Origin of the sequence: Microbacterium sp. Root166 (genome assembly GCF_001427145.1) — a bacterium.
Lineage (GTDB): Bacteria > Actinomycetota > Actinomycetes > Actinomycetales > Microbacteriaceae > Microbacterium.
Genome location: NZ_LMGL01000003.1, coordinates 23754 through 45386, shown reverse-complemented (window position 1 = coordinate 45386; position 21633 = coordinate 23754). Strand labels below are relative to the sequence as shown.

Annotated in this window: 18 protein-coding genes and 1 riboswitch; of the genes, 11 read left to right on the top strand and 7 right to left on the bottom strand. The window is 70.5% G+C overall.

Annotated features, from left to right (window positions below):
* Positions 1-43 precede the first annotated feature (43 nt).
* Entirely contained in the window at positions 44-2470 is a 2427-nt protein-coding gene (locus ASD56_RS11950) for a family 43 glycosylhydrolase (protein WP_200947516.1), read from the bottom strand.
* A 248-nt stretch (positions 2471-2718) separates the two neighbouring features.
* Here ASD56_RS11950 and ASD56_RS11945 point away from each other — a divergent pair, with 248 nt between their 5' ends.
* The 6 genes from ASD56_RS11945 to ASD56_RS11920 all read left to right on the top strand — a co-directional run bounded on the left by ASD56_RS11945 (position 2719) and on the right by ASD56_RS11920 (position 8025).
* The gene (locus ASD56_RS11945; RefSeq protein WP_055966020.1) at positions 2719-3759 is read left to right on the top strand and encodes a LacI family DNA-binding transcriptional regulator; all 1041 of its coding nucleotides are present in this window, start codon (positions 2719-2721) and stop codon (positions 3757-3759) included.
* 76 nt (positions 3760-3835) lie between these two features.
* A complete protein-coding gene (locus ASD56_RS11940) occupies positions 3836-4633 on the top strand; it encodes a transglutaminase-like domain-containing protein (protein ID WP_055966018.1) in 798 nt (265 codons plus the stop codon).
* A 40-nt stretch (positions 4634-4673) separates the two neighbouring features.
* Positions 4674-5240 (top strand): hypothetical protein, encoded by a 567-nt coding sequence (locus ASD56_RS11935; protein WP_055966016.1) that lies wholly within the window; start codon positions 4674-4676, stop codon positions 5238-5240.
* An 80-nt stretch (positions 5241-5320) separates the two neighbouring features.
* On the top strand, positions 5321-5701 hold the full coding sequence (locus ASD56_RS11930) for a YciI family protein (RefSeq protein ID WP_055966014.1): 381 nt from the start codon (positions 5321-5323) through the stop codon (positions 5699-5701).
* Positions 5701-6747, top strand: a complete 1047-nt coding sequence (locus tag ASD56_RS11925) for an RNA polymerase sigma factor (RefSeq protein WP_082541445.1) — start codon at positions 5701-5703, stop codon at positions 6745-6747. The genes ASD56_RS11930 and ASD56_RS11925 overlap by 1 nt, the downstream gene beginning before the upstream one ends.
* A gap of 93 nt (positions 6748-6840) precedes the next feature.
* Positions 6841-8025, top strand: coding sequence for an aminotransferase class I/II-fold pyridoxal phosphate-dependent enzyme (locus ASD56_RS11920; protein ID WP_055966012.1), 1185 nt, complete (start codon positions 6841-6843; stop codon positions 8023-8025).
* Between the two features lie 13 nt (positions 8026-8038).
* Here ASD56_RS11920 and ASD56_RS11915 read toward each other — a convergent pair whose 3' ends face one another.
* Together ASD56_RS11915 and glyA are read right to left on the bottom strand one after the other, a co-directional pair.
* Entirely contained in the window at positions 8039-8920 is an 882-nt protein-coding gene (locus tag ASD56_RS11915) for a bifunctional methylenetetrahydrofolate dehydrogenase/methenyltetrahydrofolate cyclohydrolase (RefSeq protein WP_055967091.1), read from the bottom strand.
* 169 nt (positions 8921-9089) lie between these two features.
* Positions 9090-10364: a serine hydroxymethyltransferase gene (gene glyA, locus ASD56_RS11910; protein ID WP_055966010.1), complete on the bottom strand. Its 1275-nt coding sequence runs from the start codon at positions 10362-10364 to the stop codon at positions 9090-9092.
* A gap of 51 nt (positions 10365-10415) precedes the next feature.
* Positions 10416-10500, bottom strand: a riboswitch (ZMP/ZTP riboswitch).
* Between the two features lie 80 nt (positions 10501-10580).
* Between glyA and ASD56_RS11905 the strand changes: the two genes are divergently transcribed.
* The 5 genes from ASD56_RS11905 to ASD56_RS11885 all read left to right on the top strand — a co-directional run bounded on the left by ASD56_RS11905 (position 10581) and on the right by ASD56_RS11885 (position 17336).
* Entirely contained in the window at positions 10581-12185 is a 1605-nt protein-coding gene (locus ASD56_RS11905; protein ID WP_442922402.1) for a family 20 glycosylhydrolase, read from the top strand.
* Positions 12182-13309 carry an N-acetylglucosamine-6-phosphate deacetylase gene (nagA, locus tag ASD56_RS11900; protein WP_055966008.1) on the top strand — a complete coding sequence of 376 codons (1128 nt, stop codon included), beginning with the start codon at positions 12182-12184 and terminating at the stop codon, positions 13307-13309. The genes ASD56_RS11905 and nagA overlap by 4 nt, the downstream gene beginning before the upstream one ends.
* Positions 13310-13706: 397 nt before the next feature.
* A complete protein-coding gene (locus tag ASD56_RS11895; RefSeq protein ID WP_055966006.1) occupies positions 13707-15527 on the top strand; it encodes a sigma-70 family RNA polymerase sigma factor in 1821 nt (606 codons plus the stop codon).
* 40 nt (positions 15528-15567) lie between these two features.
* On the top strand, positions 15568-15954 hold the full coding sequence (locus tag ASD56_RS11890; RefSeq protein ID WP_055966003.1) for a YrdB family protein: 387 nt from the start codon (positions 15568-15570) through the stop codon (positions 15952-15954).
* Complete coding sequence (locus ASD56_RS11885; RefSeq protein WP_055966000.1) at positions 15951-17336, top strand: FAD-binding oxidoreductase; 1386 nt, start codon at positions 15951-15953, stop codon at positions 17334-17336. The genes ASD56_RS11890 and ASD56_RS11885 overlap by 4 nt, the downstream gene beginning before the upstream one ends.
* 6 nt (positions 17337-17342) lie before the next feature.
* Here the strand turns inward: ASD56_RS11885 and ASD56_RS11880 are convergent, their stop codons facing one another.
* The 4 genes from ASD56_RS11880 to ASD56_RS11865 all read right to left on the bottom strand — a co-directional run bounded on the left by ASD56_RS11880 (position 17343) and on the right by ASD56_RS11865 (position 21553).
* Positions 17343-18269, bottom strand: a complete 927-nt coding sequence (locus ASD56_RS11880; RefSeq protein ID WP_055965998.1) for an ROK family protein — start codon at positions 18267-18269, stop codon at positions 17343-17345.
* A 43-nt stretch (positions 18270-18312) separates the two neighbouring features.
* Positions 18313-19206, bottom strand: a complete 894-nt coding sequence (locus ASD56_RS11875; protein WP_235565694.1) for a carbohydrate ABC transporter permease — start codon at positions 19204-19206, stop codon at positions 18313-18315.
* A complete protein-coding gene (locus ASD56_RS11870) occupies positions 19203-20192 on the bottom strand; it encodes a carbohydrate ABC transporter permease (RefSeq protein ID WP_055965994.1) in 990 nt (329 codons plus the stop codon). The genes ASD56_RS11875 and ASD56_RS11870 overlap by 4 nt, the downstream gene beginning before the upstream one ends.
* Before the next feature lie 119 nt (positions 20193-20311).
* Entirely contained in the window at positions 20312-21553 is a 1242-nt protein-coding gene (locus ASD56_RS11865; protein WP_055965993.1) for an extracellular solute-binding protein, read from the bottom strand.
* Between the last annotated feature and the right edge of the window lie 80 nt (positions 21554-21633).

Below are 21633 nucleotides of genomic sequence, written 5' to 3'. Positions count from 1 at the left end.
TGGGTGGCGGCCCAGCCGATCGGGGCCGCCACCCGGTCCTGCATCAGCCGCAGCTGTGTGCGGCGTAGTCCGCCTCGACCGTGGTCGATACGGGCTGCCCCGCGACGGTCGCCGTGACCGCGACCGTGGCGACACCCGTGGGGATGCCGGCCAGCCTGGTCGTGAACGCCTGCGCAGCCGACTTCCCGGCCGCGATCGACGAGAACGTCTTCGATCCGTAGGAGGTCGAGACGGTCGCGCCGATGGACACGGCGTCCTCGTTGGTCACCTTGACCGTGAGCACCGCCTTGCCGGCGACGCACCGGGTCGACGCCGTGGCCGAGACCTCCACGGTCGGCGCACTCGGCGCCTCCGCGAACGACCACGTGTCGAGCTCGAGCAGGTCGCCCGCAGCGCCGGTGTAGGTGAAGAACACGTCCTGCGTGCCCACTGCACCCGACAGCGGCGCGGTGAGCTCGGTCCACGCACCGGCGGTGCCGGTGACGGGGATCGTGCCGAGGATCGCGCCAGTCTCACTGCCCGACCGCACCTGGATCGAGCCGCCCGCCTGCAGCGGCTTGACCTTGACGGTGACCGACTCGGCTCCGGCATCGCCGAACGCGACCGACGACAGCGCCGTCCAGTCTCCGTTGTCGATGTCCTTCACCACGAGGTTCGGCGACGCGGCGCCGAACTGGGCCGAGCCGTTGTCGACCTTCGCCGTGGCGATGCCCTTGCTCCAGCCGAACGTCTCCGACTCGAACACGCGGTACGGGTCGAAGTCGCGGACCTGCTCGACGCCGGCGTACGTGCCGACGACCTGCTGGATGGTCCCGTCCGCGTTGAACGCGAGCTCCTGGATGTGGGGGCTGCGGTAGCCCTGCGTGGTGTTGCCGTTGATCCGCTTGTTCAGGGTGGGCGCGTGGTACGTGAAGTAGTGCTTGCCCTCGAACTCGAAGACCGACTGGTGGTTGTTGCCACCGGTGCCCGAGCCGAAGAACTGGGACTGGTTCGGGAACAGCACGCCGGCGTAGGTCTCCTTCGGCCAGACCATCGGGTCGTCCGAGATCATGTAGCCGATCTGCCCGCCGCCGGGGTACCCGGGAAGCGGCGTCTGGTTTCCGCCGAAGTCGGTTCCTCCGAAGTGCGACGAGTAGGACATGTAGTACTTGCCCTCGCGCTCGAAGATGTGACCGGCCTCGAAGGCCACCGGAGCGTCGACGACGGCCGCCGTGCCCTGCGTGTTGACCATGTCGTCGGCGAGCTCGATGACCCGGATGTTCTTCGGGTTGTTGTAGCGCTCGGCCGCCGGCATGGACGTCGAGGCGGGGCCGCCGCCGAAGACGAGGTAGCCCTGGTCGCCGTCGACGAGCGGGGCGGGGTCGAACTTCCACGCGACGTCCTCGGCTCCGGGGGTGGTGCCATTGATGAGCGTGCTCGTGCGCTCGCTCGTCCAGGGGCCGAGGGGGCTGGCGCCGGTGATCACGTTGCTGGAGCCACCGCCGTTGGCGTAGTACAGGAAGTACTTCTCGACACCGTCGACGACCCGCTTGGTGAAGCCGGGCGCCCACGAGTTCGCGGTGAACGGCGCCACGCCCTGGGGGCCTGCGACCTGGATCTCACCGTGGTCGGTCCAGTTGACGAGGTCCTCGGACGAGATCAGCGTGACCTGGTTGATGCTGCCGTAGTTGATCGACGGCGAGATGCCGGTGACCGGATCCGGTGCGTAGCCCTGGGTGTCGTTCGTCATGTACATGTACACGCGACCGTCCTCGGCATACCCGAAGCCGTCGGCGCCGAACTTGTGGCCCATGAGCGGGTTGTGCTCGCCCGGCAGCTTGCCGACGACTTCGACCGTCTTCGAGGGCGGCGGGGGCGGCGGTGCGCCGACGAGCGACACGTCGTCCACCGTGAAGTCCATCAGGTGGGTGTTCGGATCCGCCGACGGGGTGGCCGTCCACGGGGTCTCGACGAAGATGCGTGCGGTGGCCACGCTCTGCCCGGCGGGAATCGTGAACGTGGTGTTGATGTAGCCCCACTGACCGCGTGCCGGCGTCGCGCTGCCGAGGTTGGTGTAGGTGCCGCCGCCGTAGTGCATCGTGACGAAGAACTGCTTCCTGGCGGGGCTGCTCGGGTTGTCGTACTTGACCCGCGCCTTGAGGTTGTAGGTCATGCCCGCCTGCACCTTTCCGGTGACGTCCTGCATCGGTCCCGATCCCGTGGTCGTGCGGGCCGTGACCCGCACCGCCGCGGCACCGCTGTAGGCGTCGGCGACGATCGAGAGCGCGCCGGTGTCCGTCGGGTTGCCGTTGTTGACGAACCATCCGTCGAGTCCGCTCTCGAAGCCGCCGTTGACGATCAGCTCCTCGTCGGCTGCGACGGCCGGCATCGCCAGGCCGCTCATGATGAGGGCTGTGGCGGCTACGGCTGCACCGACGATGCCCATCCGCCTCCGGCGCACCGCCGTCGTAGGTGTACTGCGACTGGTCAAGATTCCTCCTCGTTGATCGATCAACCACTCTTCGCCCGCGCGCTCCAAAGGCACTCTGAAGGAGCCGGCGGGGGTCCTGCCGGCGGCCTGAGAAGATGCTCCGCGCACAGCTTCGTTCGACGCGGGAGAGGGCGGTCCTCGGAATGTTAGCGGTCACAGTTGCAGACGGCAAGACCCGATCGAAAGGAGCACCGGATCAGCCCCGACTAGAGTCGCTGTGAGCGTGCTCCGCAGGCGATACAGGTCCGATGCCAACAATCCACAGCAGCCAGTCCGGCCCGCCGGTCACCATGCGCGACGTCGCCGCACGCGCCGGGGTCTCCCCGCAGACCGTCTCCAACGTGGTCAACGGCCGCACCGAACATGTCGGCGCCGAGACGATCGACCGAGTCACGCGGGCGATCGGCGAACTCGGCTACCGCCTGAACCAGAGCGCGCGCTCGCTCCGCAAAGGCCGGACCGGCCTCGTCGGCCTCGGGCTGCCCGTGCTGGCCTCGGAGTACTACGGAGAGCTGGCCGAGCGGCTGGCGCGAGGGTTCTCATCCCGCGGCATGCGGCTGGTCACCGAGAACACGGGCGGTGCGGTCAGGGCCGAGGTCGAATCGCTGGCCGCATCGCACCTCGAGACCTACGACGGCTTCATCCTGGCCGTCGCGGCGAGCGAGTCGGCCGATCTCGAGAGCATCCCCGCGAGCAAGCCGATCGTGCTCCTGGGCGAGCGGGCCTTCTCCACCCGATTCGACCACGTGCTCATGGACAACGTCGGCGGCGGCCGGTTGGCCACCGAGTATCTGCTCGACCGCGGGGCCCGATCGATCGTCGTCCTCGGCGGGTCCCTCGCCGCGGGGGATTCGGTGCAGACGCTGCGCACACGGGGATACCTCGACGCGCACCGGGCGGCCGCCCATCCCGTCGATGAGCGGCTCATCGTGTCGTGCGGCCTCGACATGCTGGACGGCTACCGAGCGACCAGGGAGCTGCTCGAGAGCGGAGTGACATTCGACGGCGTCTTCGCGTTGACCGACTCCTCCGCGCTCGGGGCCCTGCGGGCGCTGCACGAGCGCGAGACGAAGGTGCCCGACGACGTCCAGCTCATCGGGTTCGACAACGTCCGCGCGAGCGGCTTCTCGACGCCGGCGCTGACCACGATCGAGCCCGGCAACGACGCCATGGCCGACGCCATCGTCGACGCGATGATGCGGCGCCTCGACGCTCCGCGCGGACCCGTCGAGGCCCGTCACGTCATGATGAGCGTCGCGGTGGTCGCGCGGGAATCCACCCACCCGTGATCGCCGCCGATGCGCCGGGTTGTCAACCCCTCGGCCCGTTCACCCGGGCGACACCGTGCCGTGCCAGGCTGGGCCCATGCAGCGCGACGTTTCGAGCCGGATAGTCCTCGACATCACCGAGCCCGCGGAACTGGCGTTCGCGATCGCGGTGAGCGCGCAGTACGCCGCGCCGACGGAGGCTTTCGTCGCCTCCCTCGACGGAGCGGCGGTCGAGGTGCACGAGGTCGCCGACTCCCACGGGACGCGGGTGCACGTGCTGCGCAGCGGTGTGGGGCGCCTGGTCGTCTCGTACACCGCGCACATCGAGGGCACCGCGTCGACCGACGCCGCCACCGAGCAGGATCTCCTCGTCTACGCACGCCCGAGCCGCTACGCCGAGTCCGACGCGCTCGGCCCGACCGCGTGGGGCGAGTTCGCGGGCATCACCGATCCCGCCGAGCTCCTCGGCTCGGTCTCGTCCTGGGTCGGCACGAGGCTGCAGTACGTCTCCGGTTCATCGCTGCCGACCGACGGGGCCACCCGGACGCTGCTCGCACGTCAGGGCGTGTGCCGGGACTACGCCCACCTGTGCGTCGCGCTGCTGCGCGGGCTCGGCATCCCCGCCCGCATGGCCGCCGTCTATGCGCCGGGGGTGTACCCGATGGATTTCCACGCCGTCGCCGAGGCATGGATCGGCGACGCCTGGCGCGCCGTCGATGCGACGACCCTCGCCCCCCGGTCGACACTGGTGCGCATCGCGACGGGCCGTGATGCCGCAGACACCGCCTTCCTCACCGTCACCTCCGGGCGGGCCGATCTCGTCGAGGTGACCGTGACGGCGGTGGCCGACGCGCTTCCCGACGACGACATCACCGAGCTGGTGTCGATCCACTGAGGTCTCCCGCGCCGACGCGGCCCCGCCGTACAGTGAACGCATGAGGAAATGGGTCGTCCGCTTCGTGTCGCTGCTGGTCTTCAACGTCGTCGTGCTGCTCGCCATCGGCTTCCTGACCCCGGCGCGCGTGGGCTGGGCCGCCCTGTGGGCCGGTATCGTCCTGACCGCGCTGTCGATCTGGATCAAGCCCCTCATCCACAAGTGGTTCACGTCGATGGCGGCGAAGTCGGCGCATCGCCGCACGAAGGCGGGCGAGAAGCTCGTCGAGTTCTTCCTCGCCTTCGTCGTCGCCTTCCTGGTGTGGATGGTGACCGTGTGGCTCTCCGGCGTCTCGATCGGCGGCAGCATCTTCAGCGCCTTCTGGGGCTACGTCCTTCCTCCGGTGATCCTGCTCATCGGCTGGGCGATCTACGACGCGATCGACGACCGGGTCGAGGCGCACGCCGGTGCGCTGTACGACAAGGCCTCCGGTGACAGGGCCAAGACGGTTCCTGATGCCGCGGCCCCCGGCATCCCGAGTCCCGAAGCCGCCGCAGGCAGGCGCGAGCTGCACGACGGACTCACCGACGAGCAGCGTCGCATGCTCGACGAGCTCGGCACGAGCTGAGGCGAATTCCGGCCGCCTGTCGATCGTCGCGTCCGTCGATCGTCATCGCAGTGTCGCAGCACTGACGAAAGGACGACATCATGCGGTACACCCTCCTCCTCCACTACCCCGAGATGCCCCCGAGCGACCTCGGGGCCGAGGCGATGGCCGAGGCCATGCGCGAGTTCGACGCCTACGCCACAGCACTGGAAGCGGCCGGCGCCCTCATCTCGGCCGAGGTGCTGCAGCCGTCCGTCGCCAGCACCACCGTGACCGCCTCGGACGGCGCCCTGCGCGTGCAGGACGGCCCGTTCGCCGACACCAAGGAGCAGCTCGGCGGCACCTTCGTGATCGACGTCGAAGATCTCGACGCGGCGATCGCGTGGGCCGCGAAGGCGCCGTCGCTCACCTGGGGGGCCGTCGAGATCCGGCCGTCCGCGACGCGCTTCGAAGACGGCGCCTGGACGGCGTCCGGGCGCTGATGGCTCCGGCCGACGACGCGCGGGTCGCCGCAGAGAAAGCGGCCCGCTCGTCGTACGGTCGACTCCTCGCGCTGGTCGCCGCGAGCACGCACGACGTCGCACTCGCCGAGGACGCCCTGGCGGACGCGTTCGAGCGCGCGCTGCGCGCGTGGCCCGGCTCCGGCATCCCCGCCAATCCCGAAGGGTGGCTGTTCACCGTGGCACGCAACCGCCTGCGCGATGTGCTCGGCTCGTCGGCCCGTCGCACGTCCTCCGCGCTCGACGAGGCGGTGGCCGCCACGCTCGCGGATGATCGCGCCCTGGACGGAGCCGCCCTGGTCGAGCGGCTCGACGAGATCCCCGACAAGCGGCTCGAGCTGCTCTTCGCCTGCGCGCACCCCGCGATCGACCCCGCCGCGCGGACCCCGCTCATGCTGCAGACCGTGCTGGGCTTCGACTCCGCCGACGTGGCACGCGCCTTCGGGGTCAATCCGTCGACGATGGCGCAGCGGCTCGTCCGGGCCAAGCGGCGCATCCGCGACGCGGGCATCCCGTTCGCCGTGCCCACGCGCGATGACATGCCTGCCCGGCTTCCCGCCGTGCTCGAGGCGATCTACGGCGCGTACGCGATCGGGTGGCTCGATCAGGGTGAGGAGCCGAGGGGATCGCTGGCCGACGAGGCACGCTGGCTCGCCGTGCTGGCCGCGAGCCTGCTCGACGACGAGCCCGAGGCCTGGGGCCTGGCGGCGCTGCTGACCTACGCGCAGTCGCGCGCACCCGCCCGCGCGACGACGCCGTGGCCACCGATCGACGAGCAGGACCCCGCCTCATGGGATGCCGCGCTCATCGCCGAGGCCGGCGCGCTGCTGCGCCGGGCGTCGGCGCTCGGCAGGCCGCTCGGACGCTTCCAGCTCGAAGCGGCCATCCAGTCGGTGCACTGCGACCGCGCCCGCACCGGCGAGCTCGACGTCGCCGCGATCGTGACGCTCTACCGGGGCCTCGTGGCGATCGCTCCGACGTCGGGTGCAGAGGCCGCGCTCGCTGCGGCCGAGGCGCGGCTCCTCTGAGCGCGCCCACACCGAGCCGCACCCGTTGACGCCGCCCGTCGCCGTTGGGATGCTGTGACCGTTGCTCGATGAGCTGGGGACGAGGTGGTTGCCGTGGTGCTGTCTGCTCGCGCATCCCGGGCGAAAGCCGCGGTGGACGTCGTGACCACGTTCTTCGCGCGGATCGAGGCGCTTGCCGGCGATCCCGATGCGCTGGACTTCACGTTCGGCAACCCGCACGAGCTTGCGCTTCCGGCACTGCCGGCCGCGATGCGGGAACAGCTCGAACCTCGTTCGGTGGATTGGTTCGCGTACAAGACGAGCGAGCCCGCAGCGCAGGAGGCGATCGCCGCCGGCCTCAGGGCGGAGCTCGGGCTCGACTTCGAGCCCGACGACATCGCGATGACACAGGGCGCCTTCGGTGCGATCTCGCTCGCGTTCGCCCTGCTCACAGATGCCGGCGACGAGGTCGTCATCCCGCTGCCGGGGTGGTTCTGCTACGAGCCGATGCTGCACTCCATGAACCTCGTCCCCGTGCGCGCGGCACTCGATGCGGAGACCTTCGACCTGGACGTCGATGCCATCGCCCGGGCGATTACGCCGCGTACGAGGATCGTGATCGTCAACTCGCCCTCCAATCCCACGGGCCGCGTATACCCGAAGTCGGCGTGGGACGCCCTGGCGGTCGTGCTCGAGGACGCATCGCGGGCGAACGGACGCCGGATCTGGCTCCTCTCGGACGAGCCCTACCGGCGCATCCGCTTCGACGGCGTGGAGTTCGCGAGCCCCGCTGCCGCGTACCCGTGGACGATGATCGACTACAGCTACGGCAAGGTGCTCCTGGCGCCCGGGCAGCGGCTCGGGTACCTCGCCCTGTCCCCCCGCGTGCCGGCCGCGGAGCGTCGGGAGCTGCGCGAGGCCCTCATGCCGCTCGGCCTCGCGATCGGCTGGGGCTTCCCCGACGCCGTGATGCAGTACTCGGTGCCGGTGCTCGAGACGGTGTCGCTCGACATGGCCGAGCTCACCCGCAAGCGCGACCGGCTGTACGGCGCTCTGGCCGCCGCCGGATTCGAGATCACGCGCCCCGAGGGGACGTTCTACCTCTGGGGCCGGGCGCCGGGAGGCGACGCGCAGGCGTTCTGCGATGCGCTGAGCGCCCGCGGCGTCTACGTCATGTCGGGCACGCTGTTCGACCAGCCGCACCACTTCCGGATGTCGCTCACGGCGACGATGGAGATGATCGAGCGAGCTCTGCCCGCCATCCTCGACGTCGCCGCCGGGCTGCGGGAGGACGCCTGACCGGGACCCGGTCTCAGGCGACCGAGCGCTCCGCCGCCTCGACCACGTTCGTCATGAGCAGCGACACCGTCATCGGGCCCACTCCCCCGGGGTTCGGCGACAGCCAGCCCGCGACCTCGGCGACGTCGGGGTGGACGTCGCCGTAGACCTTGGACTTGCCCGTCTCGGGGTCGACCTCGCGCGTCACCCCGACGTCGAGCACCGCGGCGCCGGGCTTGACGTCCTCGGCGCGGACGATGTGCTTGACCCCTGCGGCAGCGACCACGACATCGGCCTCGCGCAGGTGGTGCGCGAGATCGGTCGTGCCGGTGTGCGTGAGCGTCACGGTCGCGTTGTACTCGCGACGGGTGAGGAGCAGGCCGATCGACCGGCCGATCGTGACGCCGCGCCCGACGACGACGACGTGCTTGCCGTTGAGGTCGTAGCCGTTGCGCAGCAGCAGCTCGATCACGCCGCGAGGCGTGCAGGGCAGCGGCGACGTGATCGGCGCGTTCACGTTCAGCACGAGGCGCCCGAGGTTCGTCGGGTGCAGTCCGTCGGCGTCCTTGGCCGGATCGATGCGCTCGAGCACCGCGTCGGTGTCGATGTGCTTGGGCAGCGGCAGCTGCACGATGTAGCCGTGGCAGGCCGGGTCGGCGTTCAGCTCGTCGATCAGCGCCTCGACCTCGGCCTGCGTGGCATCGGCGGGCAGCTCGCGCTGGATCGAGTTCATGCCGATCGCGAGCGAGTCGCGGTGCTTCATGCCGACGTACAGCTGCGAGGCCGGGTCGGCGCCGACGAGGACCGTCGCGATGCCGGGGACGACCCCCCGCTCGGCGAGCGCAGCGACGCGCTGACGCAGCTCTTCCTTGATCTCGGCTGCTGCGGCCTTGCCGTCGAGCTTCTGTGCGGTCATCCGTTCGTCCTCCTGGTTCTGTGCCTCACCGTCGGCATTCTCACTGAGACATGCCATGCCGGTCGAGACGTGCCGATCATCCGCCTGCCTCGTCGGCATCCGCCTGCCTCACCAGCGATCGTCCGGAAGACCGGATGCCGCGGCAAGGCGTGCTCACGGGCGACGGCTACTACTGGGCGAGCCCGGGGTAGAGCGGGAAGCGCTCGGCGAGTGCGCCGACGCGGGCGCGCAGCGAGTCGACATCGGCGCCGGGCAGCAGCGCGAGAGCGATGACATCGGCGACCTCGGTGAACTCGGCGTCGCCGAATCCGCGGGTCGCGAGCGCCGGCGTTCCGATGCGCAGACCCGAGGTGACCATCGGCGGGCGCGGGTCGTTGGGCACGGCGTTGCGGTTGACCGTGATGTGGATCTCATGGAGGAGGTCCTCGGCCTGCTTGCCGTCGATCTCGGCGTTGCGGAGGTCGACGAGCACCAGGTGGACGTCGGTGCCGCCCGAGCGCACCGAGATCCCGGCATCCTTCACGTCCTGCTGCGACAGCCGCTCGGCGATGATGTGGGCGCCGCGCAGCACGCGCTCCTGGCGCTCCTTGAACTCCGGCGTGCCGGCGAGCTTGAACGCGGTCGCCTTGGCGGCGATGACGTGCATGAGCGGCCCGCCCTGCTGGCCCGGGAACACCGCGGTGTTGAGCTTCTTGGCGAGGTCGGCGTCATTGGTCAGGATGAAGCCCGAGCGCGGGCCGCCGATCGTCTTGTGCACGGTCGAGGAGACCACGTGCGCGTGCGGGACCGGGTTCGGGTGCAGCCCTGCCGCGACGAGGCCGGCGAAGTGGGCCATGTCGACCCACAGCAGCGCGCCGACCTCGTCCGCGATCGCGCGGAAGGCCGCGAAATCGAGCTGGCGGGGGTAGGCCGACCAGCCGGCGATGATCACCTTGGGCTGGTGCTCGATCGCGAGGCGGCGGACCTCGTCCATGTCGATGGTCGAGGTCTCGGGGTCCACGCCGTAGGCGACGATGTTGTAGAGGCGGCCGGAGAAGTTGATCTTCATGCCGTGCGTGAGGTGGCCGCCCTGATCGAGCGACAGGCCGAGCAGCGTGTCGCCGGGACGCGCGATGGCGTGCAGCACGGCGGCGTTGGCGGTCGCGCCGGAGTGCGGCTGGACGTTGGCGAACTCCGACCCGAACAGCTCCTTGGCGCGGGCGATCGCCAGCTCTTCGGCGACGTCGACCTCTTCGCAGCCGCCGTAGTAGCGGCGGCCGGGGTAGCCCTCGGCGTACTTGTTCGTGAGCACCGAACCCTGCGACTGCAGGATCGAGACGGGCACGAAGTTCTCGGAGGCGATCATCTCGAGGTAGCCGCGCTGCCGCTGCAGCTCGCGCTCGAGCACCTCCGCGATCTCGGGGTCGACCTCGGCGAGCGAGGCGTTGAAGTACTGATCGGTCATGACGATCTCCTTGACTGCGGCTTTCGGGGTACGCGGCGGGTTGCCGGGAATCACATCGGCCCAGGCGCGCGGTCGAATGCCGTAGTCAGCCGCTCCCCGGTGGTGGTCCACCTCAACGCCAGTCGCGACATGCCGAGCATAACGGATGCCCCGGCCTGGGCGCCCACGATGACGCCCTGCTAGGCTGACCGCATTCCTTTTGTTAGGACTCTTTACATGAAACGTCATCGCGGACGGGGCCTCGCCGCGGCGGGCATCGCCCTCGCGCTGATGGCGGGCTGCGCTCCCGCAGACGACAATGGAGGCACTGTGCCGAACCTCGCCCTCGTTCCCCTGCCCGCTGCGCTCGAGCAGGTCGAGGGCGATCCGTTCGAGCTCTCCGCAGACACATCGATCGAAGGTGATCCGGATGCCGCGGCCGCCCTCCTCGCGCTGGTCCAGGCCCGCGCCGGCCTCACGCCGGACGGCACCGGCGACGCCACCGTGAGCCTGCGGATCGAGCCGGGCGGCGTGGCGGAGTCGTACCGGCTGACGGCGGATGCGGCATCCGTCGTCGTCACGGCCGCCGATCCCGCGGGCCTGTTCTACGGAGTGCAGACGCTCGGCCAGCTGGTCGCCCGCGACGGTGAGCGCTGGATCGTGCCGGCGGTCGAGATCGACGACGCCCCGCGCTTCGCCTACCGCGGGGTGATGCTCGACGTCGCGCGGCACTTCCACTCGGTCGAGACGGTGAAGGGCTACATCGACCGGGCCGCGGCGCTGAAGTTCAACGCGCTGCACCTGCACCTCACCGACGACCAGGGCTGGCGCATCGAGCTGGACTCGCGGCCGGAGCTCACCGAACTCGCCTCGGGGATGGCGGTGGGCGGCGATCCCGGCGGCTTCTATACGAAGGCCGACTACCGCGAGATCGTCGCGCATGCGGCCTCGCGGCACATGATCGTGGTGCCCGAGATCGACATGCCCGGGCACACGCACGCCGTCGGTCTCGCCTATCCCACGCTGGTCGAGGAGCCCGTGATCAGCGACGAGATCCGCCGGGTGGCGCAGGAGTTCGGCGGCGGGCTTCCCGCCAAGGGCACGCCGTACGAAGGCCTCGCCGTGGGCTTCTCGTCGCTGCGCATCGACGATGAAGCGACCTACGACTTCGTCGCCGACGTCTTCGGCGAGCTCGCCGCGATGACCCCCGGTCCCTACCTGCACCTCGGCGGCGACGAGGCCCTCGGCACCGATCCCGACGACTTCGCCGCGTTCGTGGCACGGGCGAGCGGGATCATCGCCGACCTCGGCAAGACGCCCGTCGCGTGGCACGAGGCAGGCGACGCGCCGGGCCTCGCCCCCAGCACCGTCGGTCAGTACTGGGGCTACGTGCGGCCCACGGACGGCGCCGATGCGAAGGCGCGCGCGTTCGTGCAGAACGGCGGCGGCCTCATCCTCTCGCCGGCAGACGCGATCTACCTGGACATGCAGTACCCGGGCAAGGCCGACCTCGGTCTCGCGTGGGCGAACGGGCCGACGAGCGTCGAGCGCGCGTACTCGTGGGAGCCGGGGACGATCGTCGACGGTGTCGAGGAGTCCGACATCCTCGGCGTCGAGGCTCCGCTGTGGGCCGAGACCCTCCGCACCGCGGAGGACATCGACACCATGGCCTTCCCGCGGATCGGCGCCGCCGCGGAGGCGGCCTGGTCGCCGGCGACGGGCACGAGCGAGCTGCGCACCTGGGACTCCTTCCGCACCCGCGTGGGCGGGCTCGGCCCGCTGTGGGCGAGCCAGGGCATCGCGTTCCACCCGTCCGACGAGATCCCCTGGGCTACCGAATGAGCACACTCGTCCACTCGGTGCGGCTCGTCGACGACGGCCGCATCACCGATGACGCCTGGGTGCTGTTCGACGGCGGGCGCGTCGCGGCACGCGGCACAGGGGCGGAGCGGCCGGACGCCGACGAGATCGTCGACGGCGGGGACGGATGCCTCACCCCCGGTTTCATCGACATCCACGGCCACGGCGGCGCCGGAGCCTCCTACGACGACGGCCCGGCGGCGATCGCCCAGGGGCGGGCGCTGCATCGCTCGCACGGCACCACCCGGGCGGTGATCTCGCTGGTGACCGCGTCGATCGAGGATCTCGCCGCCCGCGCCGCCATGGTCGCGGACATCGCCGAGGCGGACCCCACGATCCTCGGATCGCACCTCGAGGGCCCTTTCCTCGACCCGGGCCACAAGGGCGCGCACACCGAGTCGCTGCTGCGAGCGCCCGACGCCGCCGCCGTGACGGCGCTGCTCGCAGCCGGTCGCGGCACGATCCGCCAGATCACCCTTGCTCCCGAGCTCCCCGGCGCCCACGAGGCCATCGCCTCTCTGGTGGCGGAGGGCGTCGCAGTCGCGATCGGACACACGGATGCCGATGCCCCGGCCGCGCAGCGCGCGATCGAGGCAGGTGCGACGATCCTCACGCACGCGTTCAACGCCATGCCCGGCATCCACCACCGCTCCCCGGGCCCGGTGGTCGCCGCCCTGCGCGACGATCGCGTGACGCTCGAGCTCATCGCCGACGGCGTCCACGTGGACCTGCAGCTCATCGCCGTCGCCTTCGCGGCGGCGCCCGGCCGGATCGCACTGGTGACCGACGCCATGGCGGCAGCGGGTGCCGGAGACGGCCGGTACGAGCTCGGCGGGCTGGAGGTGACCGTCGAGGCCGGCGTGGCCAGACTCGCGGGCGGCGGCTCCATCGCCGGGTCCACCCTGACGCAGGACGACGCGCTGCGCCGTGTCGTCGCGGCCGGGGTTCCGCTCGCGCAGGCCGTCCATGCGGTGACGGCAGCACCGGCGCGCGCCATCGGGCGCGCGGATCTCGGCAGCCTCGGCATCGGGGCCATCGCCGATGCCGTGCTGCTCGATGCTGCACTCGAGGTGCAGCGGGTGTGGATCGCGGGCAGCCCCGCCTGAGATGGGACCGCCCGCCGCGCGGTTGGGGTGCGCGGCGGGCGGAGCTCTGGGGCAACCGCTTCGGGACGGTTGCATTCGTATCCGGAGTAGGGGCGGGGCCGGCGGGCCCTCCCCCGAGTTACCGCCTGCCCCGCCTCCGGATGCGAGGTGCGCTGAGCCCTCGCAATCGGTGTTCGCGTTGACCCCCATCGGAGCGCTGAACACCTCCTGATCATGAGACGGCGGCATCGCCCATCTATTACGCGTGTTGCCGGAATGTTTTCGGACGCGGAGGCCGATTCGCCGTCGCATCTGGTCAAAACCCGGATTCGGGGTGAGAATGAGGCTCGCAGGCCACCGTTGCGGCCGGCATCCGGCTCGGCAGCTGCATGGGGAGCGCCGGCCACCCGGGAGACACATGATCGACGACGATGATGCAGCCGGCCGCGAGCCCGGCGCGGTGAGCGACGCCGACCTGGTGCTGCGCAGCCGATCCGGCGACCGCACCGCGTTCGGCGAGCTGTGGCGTCGCCACTACCGGTCCGGCATCGCCGTCGCCCGCAGCATCTCTCCCGGTGCAGACGCCGACGACCTCGTGCAAGAGGCGTACACGAGGATCTACCACGCCATCATCAAGGGCGGCGGACCGACCGGGTCCTTCCGCGCCTACCTGTTCACGAGCATCCGCAACACCGCCGCAGGCTGGGGACGATCCACCCGGGAGACGACGATCGACGCGCTCGAGGCCCTTGAGGACCCTGCGACGAGCGAGCAGGCGACGGCGGATTCCCTGGATCGCAGCCTCACCCACCAGGCTTTCCGCAGCCTCCCGACACGGTGGCAGGAGGTGCTCTGGTACTCCGAGATCGAGGCGATGAAGCCTGCTGAGATCGCGCCGCTTCTCGGCATGAAGGCCACCGCCGTCGCGCAGCTCACGTTCCGGGCCCGCGAGGGCCTGCGCGAAGCGTGGATCCAGGCGCACTTGCGCACCGTCGCCGACGGCTCGGACTGCGCGTGGTCCATCGAGCGGCTGGGTGCGTACGCGCGCGCCAACGTCGGCCGACGTGATCGGGCCAAGCTCGAGGCGCATCTGTCGGGCTGTACGCGGTGTGCGGTCGTGGCCAGCGAGGCCAAAGAGGTCTCGAGCCGGCTTGCTCTCGTACTGATTCCCCTCACCGTCGGAGTCGCCGGCACCGCGGGTTATCTCGCGACACTGCAGGGCGTCGCAGCCCCGGCGGTCGCTCTTGCGGGCATGCCGGCAGCCGTGACACAGGGCGCGGGCGGCTCCGGGCTGGCCGCGGTCGGCGCGGGCGGCTCACTGGCCTCCGGCGGGTCGGGCGTGGCGGCCACCGCCGCCGGCACGGCGGGTGCGACAGGCGCGACCGGAGCCGCTGCCGGCGCAATCGCCGCGGCAGGATCGACCGCGGCCGTCACCGGCGTGACAGGCGGACTCTTGTCCGGGGCGGGGATCGCCGGGTTCGCCGCTGCCGGACTCGTCGTGGCGACGACCGTGGTCGCAGCCGTGGCGCTGCCCGACGCGACCGAACGCCTCGACCTGGCCACCGCCGCGATCACCGAGACCGCCGCGGACGACGCGTCAGCGCAAGGACCGCTCGACGCCGAGGCCGACACAATGCTTCCGGGAATCGGCGATGCGGACGGACCTGCGCCCGGCGATGTCCCCGAACTGCCCACCGAACCCGGCTCCGACTCCCCTGCCGGAGACGACACCGCCGGCACCACGGGAACAGCGGGCTCCGAGAACGGCGCGGGCACGCCGTCCGCCGACAAGGGAAAGGGCACGACGCCCAGCACCCACCCGAGTTCGGCACCCGCGGATGTCGGACAGGGCAATGCCCCGGACGGCACCAACAACGGCACCGTGCACAGCGGCAACACCAACAGCGGCATCACCGACAGCGGCATCACCAACAGCAACGGCGTCGTCCCCGTGACTCCGATCAGTGCGACGCTGTCGATCGCCTCGAGCCCGTCGTCATCGGTCGCCGGACAGACACTCGTCCACTTCACCGTCTCTGGAGAGCCCGGTGCGGTCATCCAGGCCCGCATCCGCGGGGTCGTCGCGGGCTCCGCGACGATCGGCCCCGACGGAACCGCGCCCCTGACGCTGCAGCCCACCGCGCAGGACCTCCAGGTCGATGCGCGGGTCGAGGTGCGATACACCGACGGCGGCCACCCCGGTGCGATGACCGGCGCTCCCCTGAGCGAGCTGCTCTGAGCGGCGGGGCGGCCGCATCCGCCGCCCTAAACTGGAGATCATGTCCGACTCCGCCCGTTCCGCCGCCGCTTCCGAGCCCACGCCGGGCATGCGCGCGCCGCTGTCGGCGATCGACATCCTCGCCTTCGTCTGCGAGCTCTTCGCCTTCGCGACCCTCGCGATCTGGGGCTTCGTCGCGTGGCCGTTCCCGTGGAACATCGTCGCCGGCATCGGCGCCCCGGTCCTCGCGATCCTGGTCTGGGCGCTGTTCGTCTCACCGCGGGCCGTCTTCTCGGTGCACCCGTTCGTCCGCGCCCTCGTCGAGCTGCTCGTCTACGCCTCGGCCACCATCGCCTGGTGGAGTCTCGGGCAGGCCTGGATCGGCCTGATCTTCGGCATCGTCGCGGTCACCGTCGGCGTGATCGCAGGACGGCGCCGCTTCGCATGAGCGCCCCCGCCGACGTCGTCGCGCAGCTGCGCAACGCACTCGGCGATCGGGTGGACACGAGTCCGCCCGCCCTGCACGCCGCCCGCACCGACAAGTCGGGTCACTCCGCAGCGGGCATGCCGCTCGCAGTCGTCCACGCGCGCTCGGTGTCCGATGTGCAGCAGACCCTGCGGATCGCCGGCGCCACGTCGACGGCCGTCGTGACGCGCGGAGCGGGCACGGGCCTCGCGGGCGGTGCGAACGCGGGCGCGGGTGAGATCGCACTGTCGCTGCGCGGCATGGATCGCATCCTCGAGGTGCGACCGGACGACCTCCTCGCCGTCGTCGAGCCCGGCATCCTCAACGCCGACCTCAACGCCGCGCTGGCCACTCACGGCCTGTGGTGGGCGCCGGACCCGGCGAGCCGAGCCATCTCCACGGTCGGCGGCAACATCGCCACCGGAGCGGGCGGGCTGCTGTGCGCCAAGTACGGCGTCGTGCGCGACGCGGTGCTGGGCGTCGACCTGGTGCTGGCCGATGGACGGCTGCTGCGCCTGGGGCACCGGACGGTGAAGGGCGTCACCGGCCTGGACCTGACCTCCCTCGTCATCGGCTCCGAGGGCACGCTCGGCGTCATCGTGGGCGCGACCCTGAAACTCCGCCGACTCGTCCCCGGCGAGGTCTGCACGATCGCTGCCACGTTCCCCGGTGTCCGAGCGGCGGCCGAGGCATCCGCCGCCGTCACCGCTTCGGGTGCGCAGCCGGCGATCATGGAGCTGATGGATGCCGCGTCCCTCGCCGCCGTCCATGCGCTGCTGTCGCTGCGACCGCCGACCCGAGGAGCGGCACAGCTCACGATCCAGACCGACGGCCCGGCCGCGGTGGCCGAGGCCGAGCGGATCACCGGCATCCTTCGCGGTGCGGGCGGTGCCGTCTCGGTGTCGTACGAACGCGAAGAGGGTGAGCGTCTGCTGAGCATCCGCCGCTCGATGCACCCGGCGATGGAGCGGCTCGGGACGACCCTCATCGAGGACGTCTCGGTGCCGCGCAGCGCCCTGCCGGCGATGTTCGACGAGATCGCCCGCATCGAGCGCGAGCACTCCCTGACGATCCCGACGGTGGCGCACGCCGGGGACGGCAACCTGCACCCCAACTTCGTGTTCGAGCCGGTCCTCGACGACTCCGGTGAGATCGCCGTGCCGGCGCACATCTGGGACGCGGCCGACGACCTCTTCCGCTCGGCGCTCCGCCTCGGCGGCACGCTCACCGGCGAGCACGGCGTCGGTGTGCTCAAGCGCCGGTGGCTCGTGGACGAGCTCGGCGAGGATCAGTGGGAGCTGCAGCGACAGATCACGCGGGTCTTCGACCCGCAGGGGATCCTGAACCCGGGCAAGGTGTTCTGACCCGGCTCAGCCGTGCGCGAGCGCTTCCTCAGGATCACGGCTGGCACCGATGAGCGCGGCGCCCAGCGCAGCGGCAGGCGAGCCGGCCGGCAGAAGTTCGACCCGCTCCTCGAGGCGCAGCGAGCGCATGAACGACGACGTCTCGGCGCTCGCGGCCAGCTCCCCCGCGACGTCGCCCATCAGGCGATCACCCAGCGCCGTCACTCCACCGCCGAGCACCACGACGTCGACATCGGCCGTCAGCACCAGCACGCGCACGGCCGCCGCGACCGCCCGGGCGAGCCCGGAGCGCAGCTCCATCGCCAGTGCGACACCGGCGTCCGCGGCGTCGAACACGTCGAGCACGGGCAGCGCGGCATCCCGCCCCCATCGCTGGGCGATCGAGCCGCCACCGCCGAGCGCCTCGATGCAGCCGCGCTGGCCGCACCGGCACAGCGGTCCGGCCGGATCGACCGAGATGTGACCGACCTCGCCGGCGGTACCCCGGGCGCCGCGCCACAGCACGCCATCCGACACGATGCCCGCGGCGATGCCCGTCCCGAGGTTGAGGTACCCCATCGAGCCCGAGCCGCCGTGCAGCGCGTACGCCCCGACGGCCGCCGCCTTGACGTCGTTCTCGACGTGGACCGGTACGCCGAGCGCCGGACCCACCGCTTCTGCGAGATCGAGCTCGTCGACTCCCAGGTTGACGGCGTGGACGACCCGCGTGGTGCCCGGTTCCACCTGACCGGGGATGCCGATACCGACCGAGCGGATCGCCGAGGCGGTGAGGCCGGCCTGAGCCGCGAGCGCGCGGACGGCTTCGATGACCGTCGCGGTGACGGCATCCGGTCCCCATCCGGTGGCGACCCGCATGCGCGCGGTGATCCGGCCGAGATCGTCGACCGCGACGACATCGGTCTTCGTTCCGCCGATGTCGAGACCGACCTTCATGGTCCCGCCTCCGCTCGGGAGCCGGTTCCCGCCCGCACGCACATCAGCCCTTGACCGCCCCGGCGACCAGGCCGCTGGTCATGCGCCCCTGCACGATGAGGAAGAAGATGATCACGGGAACGGCGACGAGCGTGGACCCGGCCATCACTTCGGCCCAGACCACTCCCCCGTTCGGGTCCAGGAAGGTGCGCAGCCACACCGGCAGAGTCATCGCCTCGGGCCGGGGGTTGAGCACCAGCGCGAACATGAATTCGTTCCAGGCCTGAATGAACCCGAACACGCCCGTCGCGACGAGGCCGGGAGCCAGCAGCGGGAAGGTGATGCGCCAGAACGCCTGCGACCGGCTCAGGCCGTCGATCATGGCGGCCTCCTCGAGCTCGGCCGGCACGCCGTTGACGAACCCGCGCAGCGTCCAGATCGTGAACGGCAGCACCGTGGCGACATAGACCGCTGTCAGACCGATGACGGAGTTCAGCAGGTGCCAGCTGTCCATGAGCCGGAACGTCGAGATGATCATCGCCTCGGCCGGGATCATCTGGATGATCAGGATCGTGACGATGAACCCGGCGCGCGACTTGAAGCGGAACCGGGTGACCGCGAGCGCGGCGAAGAAGGCGAAGACCAGCGAGACGGCAACGCTCAGCAGCGTGACGGCGACCGAGTTGCCGAGCGCAGGAAGGAATGGTGCACGTGCGTGATCGAAGATCACGTTCGTGTAGTTCTCGATGGTCGCGTTGTCGGGCCAGAAGTGCAGCTCGCTGCCACGGACCTGCGCATTGGGCTGGAACGAGGTGTTGACCATCCAGTACACGGGGAAGACGGAGCACGCGAAAACGATCACCGCGGCGATCGCCGCAAGGACCGACCCGGTCCGGCGCGAGGCGCGGAAGCGGCGGCCGGCGTCCTGCACCGGGCGGGGGGTTACGGCGAGGCTCACAGCTCCTCCTCCTTGACGTTGCGGCGCACATAGTAGATCGAGATCAGCATGAGGAGGACGGCCACCAAGACCGAGATCGCGCCGCCGGCGCCGAAGTCGCCCGAGCCGAGCGACACGCGGTAGATGTACACACCGAGGGTGTTGGTCTCCTCGGCGATGCCGCCGATCGACTGCAGTGCGTAGATCTGCGTGAACACGCGGAGATCCCAGATGACCTGGAGGATCGTGACGATCACCAGGATGGAGCGGATCGAGGGCACGACCACCAGGAAGAACCGCTGGAAGGCGTTGGCGCCATCGAGCTGCGCGGCCTCCAGCACCTCGTCGGAGACCTGGGTGAGGCCGGCGTAGATGGTGAACGCCGCGAAGGGCACCGCACCCCACACGATGATGATCGTGGCGACGAAGAAGAAGCTCAGCGGGTCGATGAGCCAGGAGTGACCCTCGAACTGGGTCAGGCCGAACCAGTTGACGAGCACGTAGTTGAGGACGCCGTACTGGGTGTCGAAGATCCAGCCCCAGACGATGGTCGCCGACAGCGGAGGCATCGCCCACGCGAGCAGCAGACCGACCGAGACGAGAGTGCGAAGCGCCTTGCCCAGGCGCTGCATGAGAAGAGCGACCAGGATGCCGAGCACCATCGTCGCGATGACGCAGATCGCCGCGAACCAGACCGAGCGACTCAGCACCTGCCAGAACTCGTCATCGGTCAGGATGTCGATGTAGTTCTGCAGGCCGACGAACTCGGGGGGTGCCCCGAAGACCTGGGCGCGGCCGAACTCCTGGAACGACATGATCACGAGCTGGATCAGCGGCCACCCGGTGATCGCCGCGAGGACGATGAGCGCGGGGGTCAGCAGCGCGTACGGCGTGAACGATCCGGCCCTGCGGGTCGCACGACGCCCGGTCTGCCGCGGCTCGGGGGCGACGATCCGCTCGCCTTCGATCGCACTGACGACCGGCCCGACATCGGGTGGCGTTGACATGGGAACTCCTGGGTTCTGGGCGACAGGGTACCGGGCCGACGGCGAATGCGCCGCCGGCCCGGTTTCCGATGCCCGCTGCGAGGAGGGGCACCGGGATGCGGACTGCGTCCGCGTGACGGTCAGCCGTTGAGGATGTCCTCGATCTGAGCATCGACCTCGACCGCGAGGGCCTCGACGTCGCCGCCCTGGGCGATCTTGACGAAGAAGTCCTCGAGGACGCGCGACGCCTCGACCTCGGCCCAGTTGGGCGACGCCGGCGTGAGCTTGGCGTTGCTCGCGGCCTCGGTGAACGCCTTCGCCTGCGGGGTGTCACCCAGCGTCGATGCCAGCGACTTCTTGGCCGGGATGAGGCCGTTCTCGCCGTAGATCGTCTGGAACTCGTCACTCAGGATGATCTCGAGCGCGCTCTTGGCCAGGTCGGGGTTCTCGGACTTCGCCGAGATGCCGATGTTGGAACCGCCGGCGAACACCTGGGCGGCGCCGCCCTCCATGCCGGGGAGCGCGTAGACGAACGGAGCAGCCGGCGGAGCGGCCGTCTCGCACTCGCTTGCTAGACCCAGCGCCCAGTTCGGCGCCGAGAACTGGATCGAGGTGCCCTCGCAGTACGGCGTCCACGGCTCGGCGTTGTCGCCGTCCTTCGGCGCCAGCGAGGCGGTGGTCATGAGCTCCTGCACCTGCAGGAGGCCCTTGACGGACTCAGGCGAGCTCAGCTGAGCGTCCCACTCCTCGCCGTCGGCGACGGCGAGCTCTCCGCCGTTCTCCCAGATGAAGGGCAGGGCGTTGTACCAGTCCTGGCCGGCGAAATAGATGCCCGACTTGCCCGGGTTCGCCGCGGCGAGGTCCTTGGCGGCCGTCACGTACGCGTCCAGGTCGGCCGGCGCCTCGGTCACGAACGCGGGGTCCGCGAACACGACGCGCGCACCCGAGTAGAGCGGCGGGGCGTAGAACGTGTCGTCGTACGAGCCGGCCTCGACGAAGCCGGGCAGCAGGTCCTCGCCACCGAGGTCCTCGTAGATGTCGTCGAGGGGCAGCAGTGCGCCGACCGACGTGAAGGCCGGGGCCTGCGTGTTGCCGAACTCGACGATGTCGGGGCTGTCTGAGCTGGACAGGCTGGTCGTCAGCTTGTCGACGAGGCCATCCCAGGTCTGCTCCTCGATGACGAGGGTCGAACCCGGGTTCTCCTCTTCGAAGGTCTCGACCAGGTAGTCCCGCGCCTCCTGAGGCGTGTCGGTTCCATTGAGCCAGACGCGGATCTCCGCGCCTTCCTCCGACGAGGAGGGCGAGCCGGAACCGCCGGCGCAGCCGGCGAGCGCGATCGCCGTCGCACCGAGCAGGGCGAGGCCTCCGAGCTTCTTGTTCATGGTGTCTTCCTTTGTGTTCACTTGCTGGTTTTGGAAGGGCCGGGTGACCCATCCGGGGGGAATTGCCCGGGGCCGTGGCC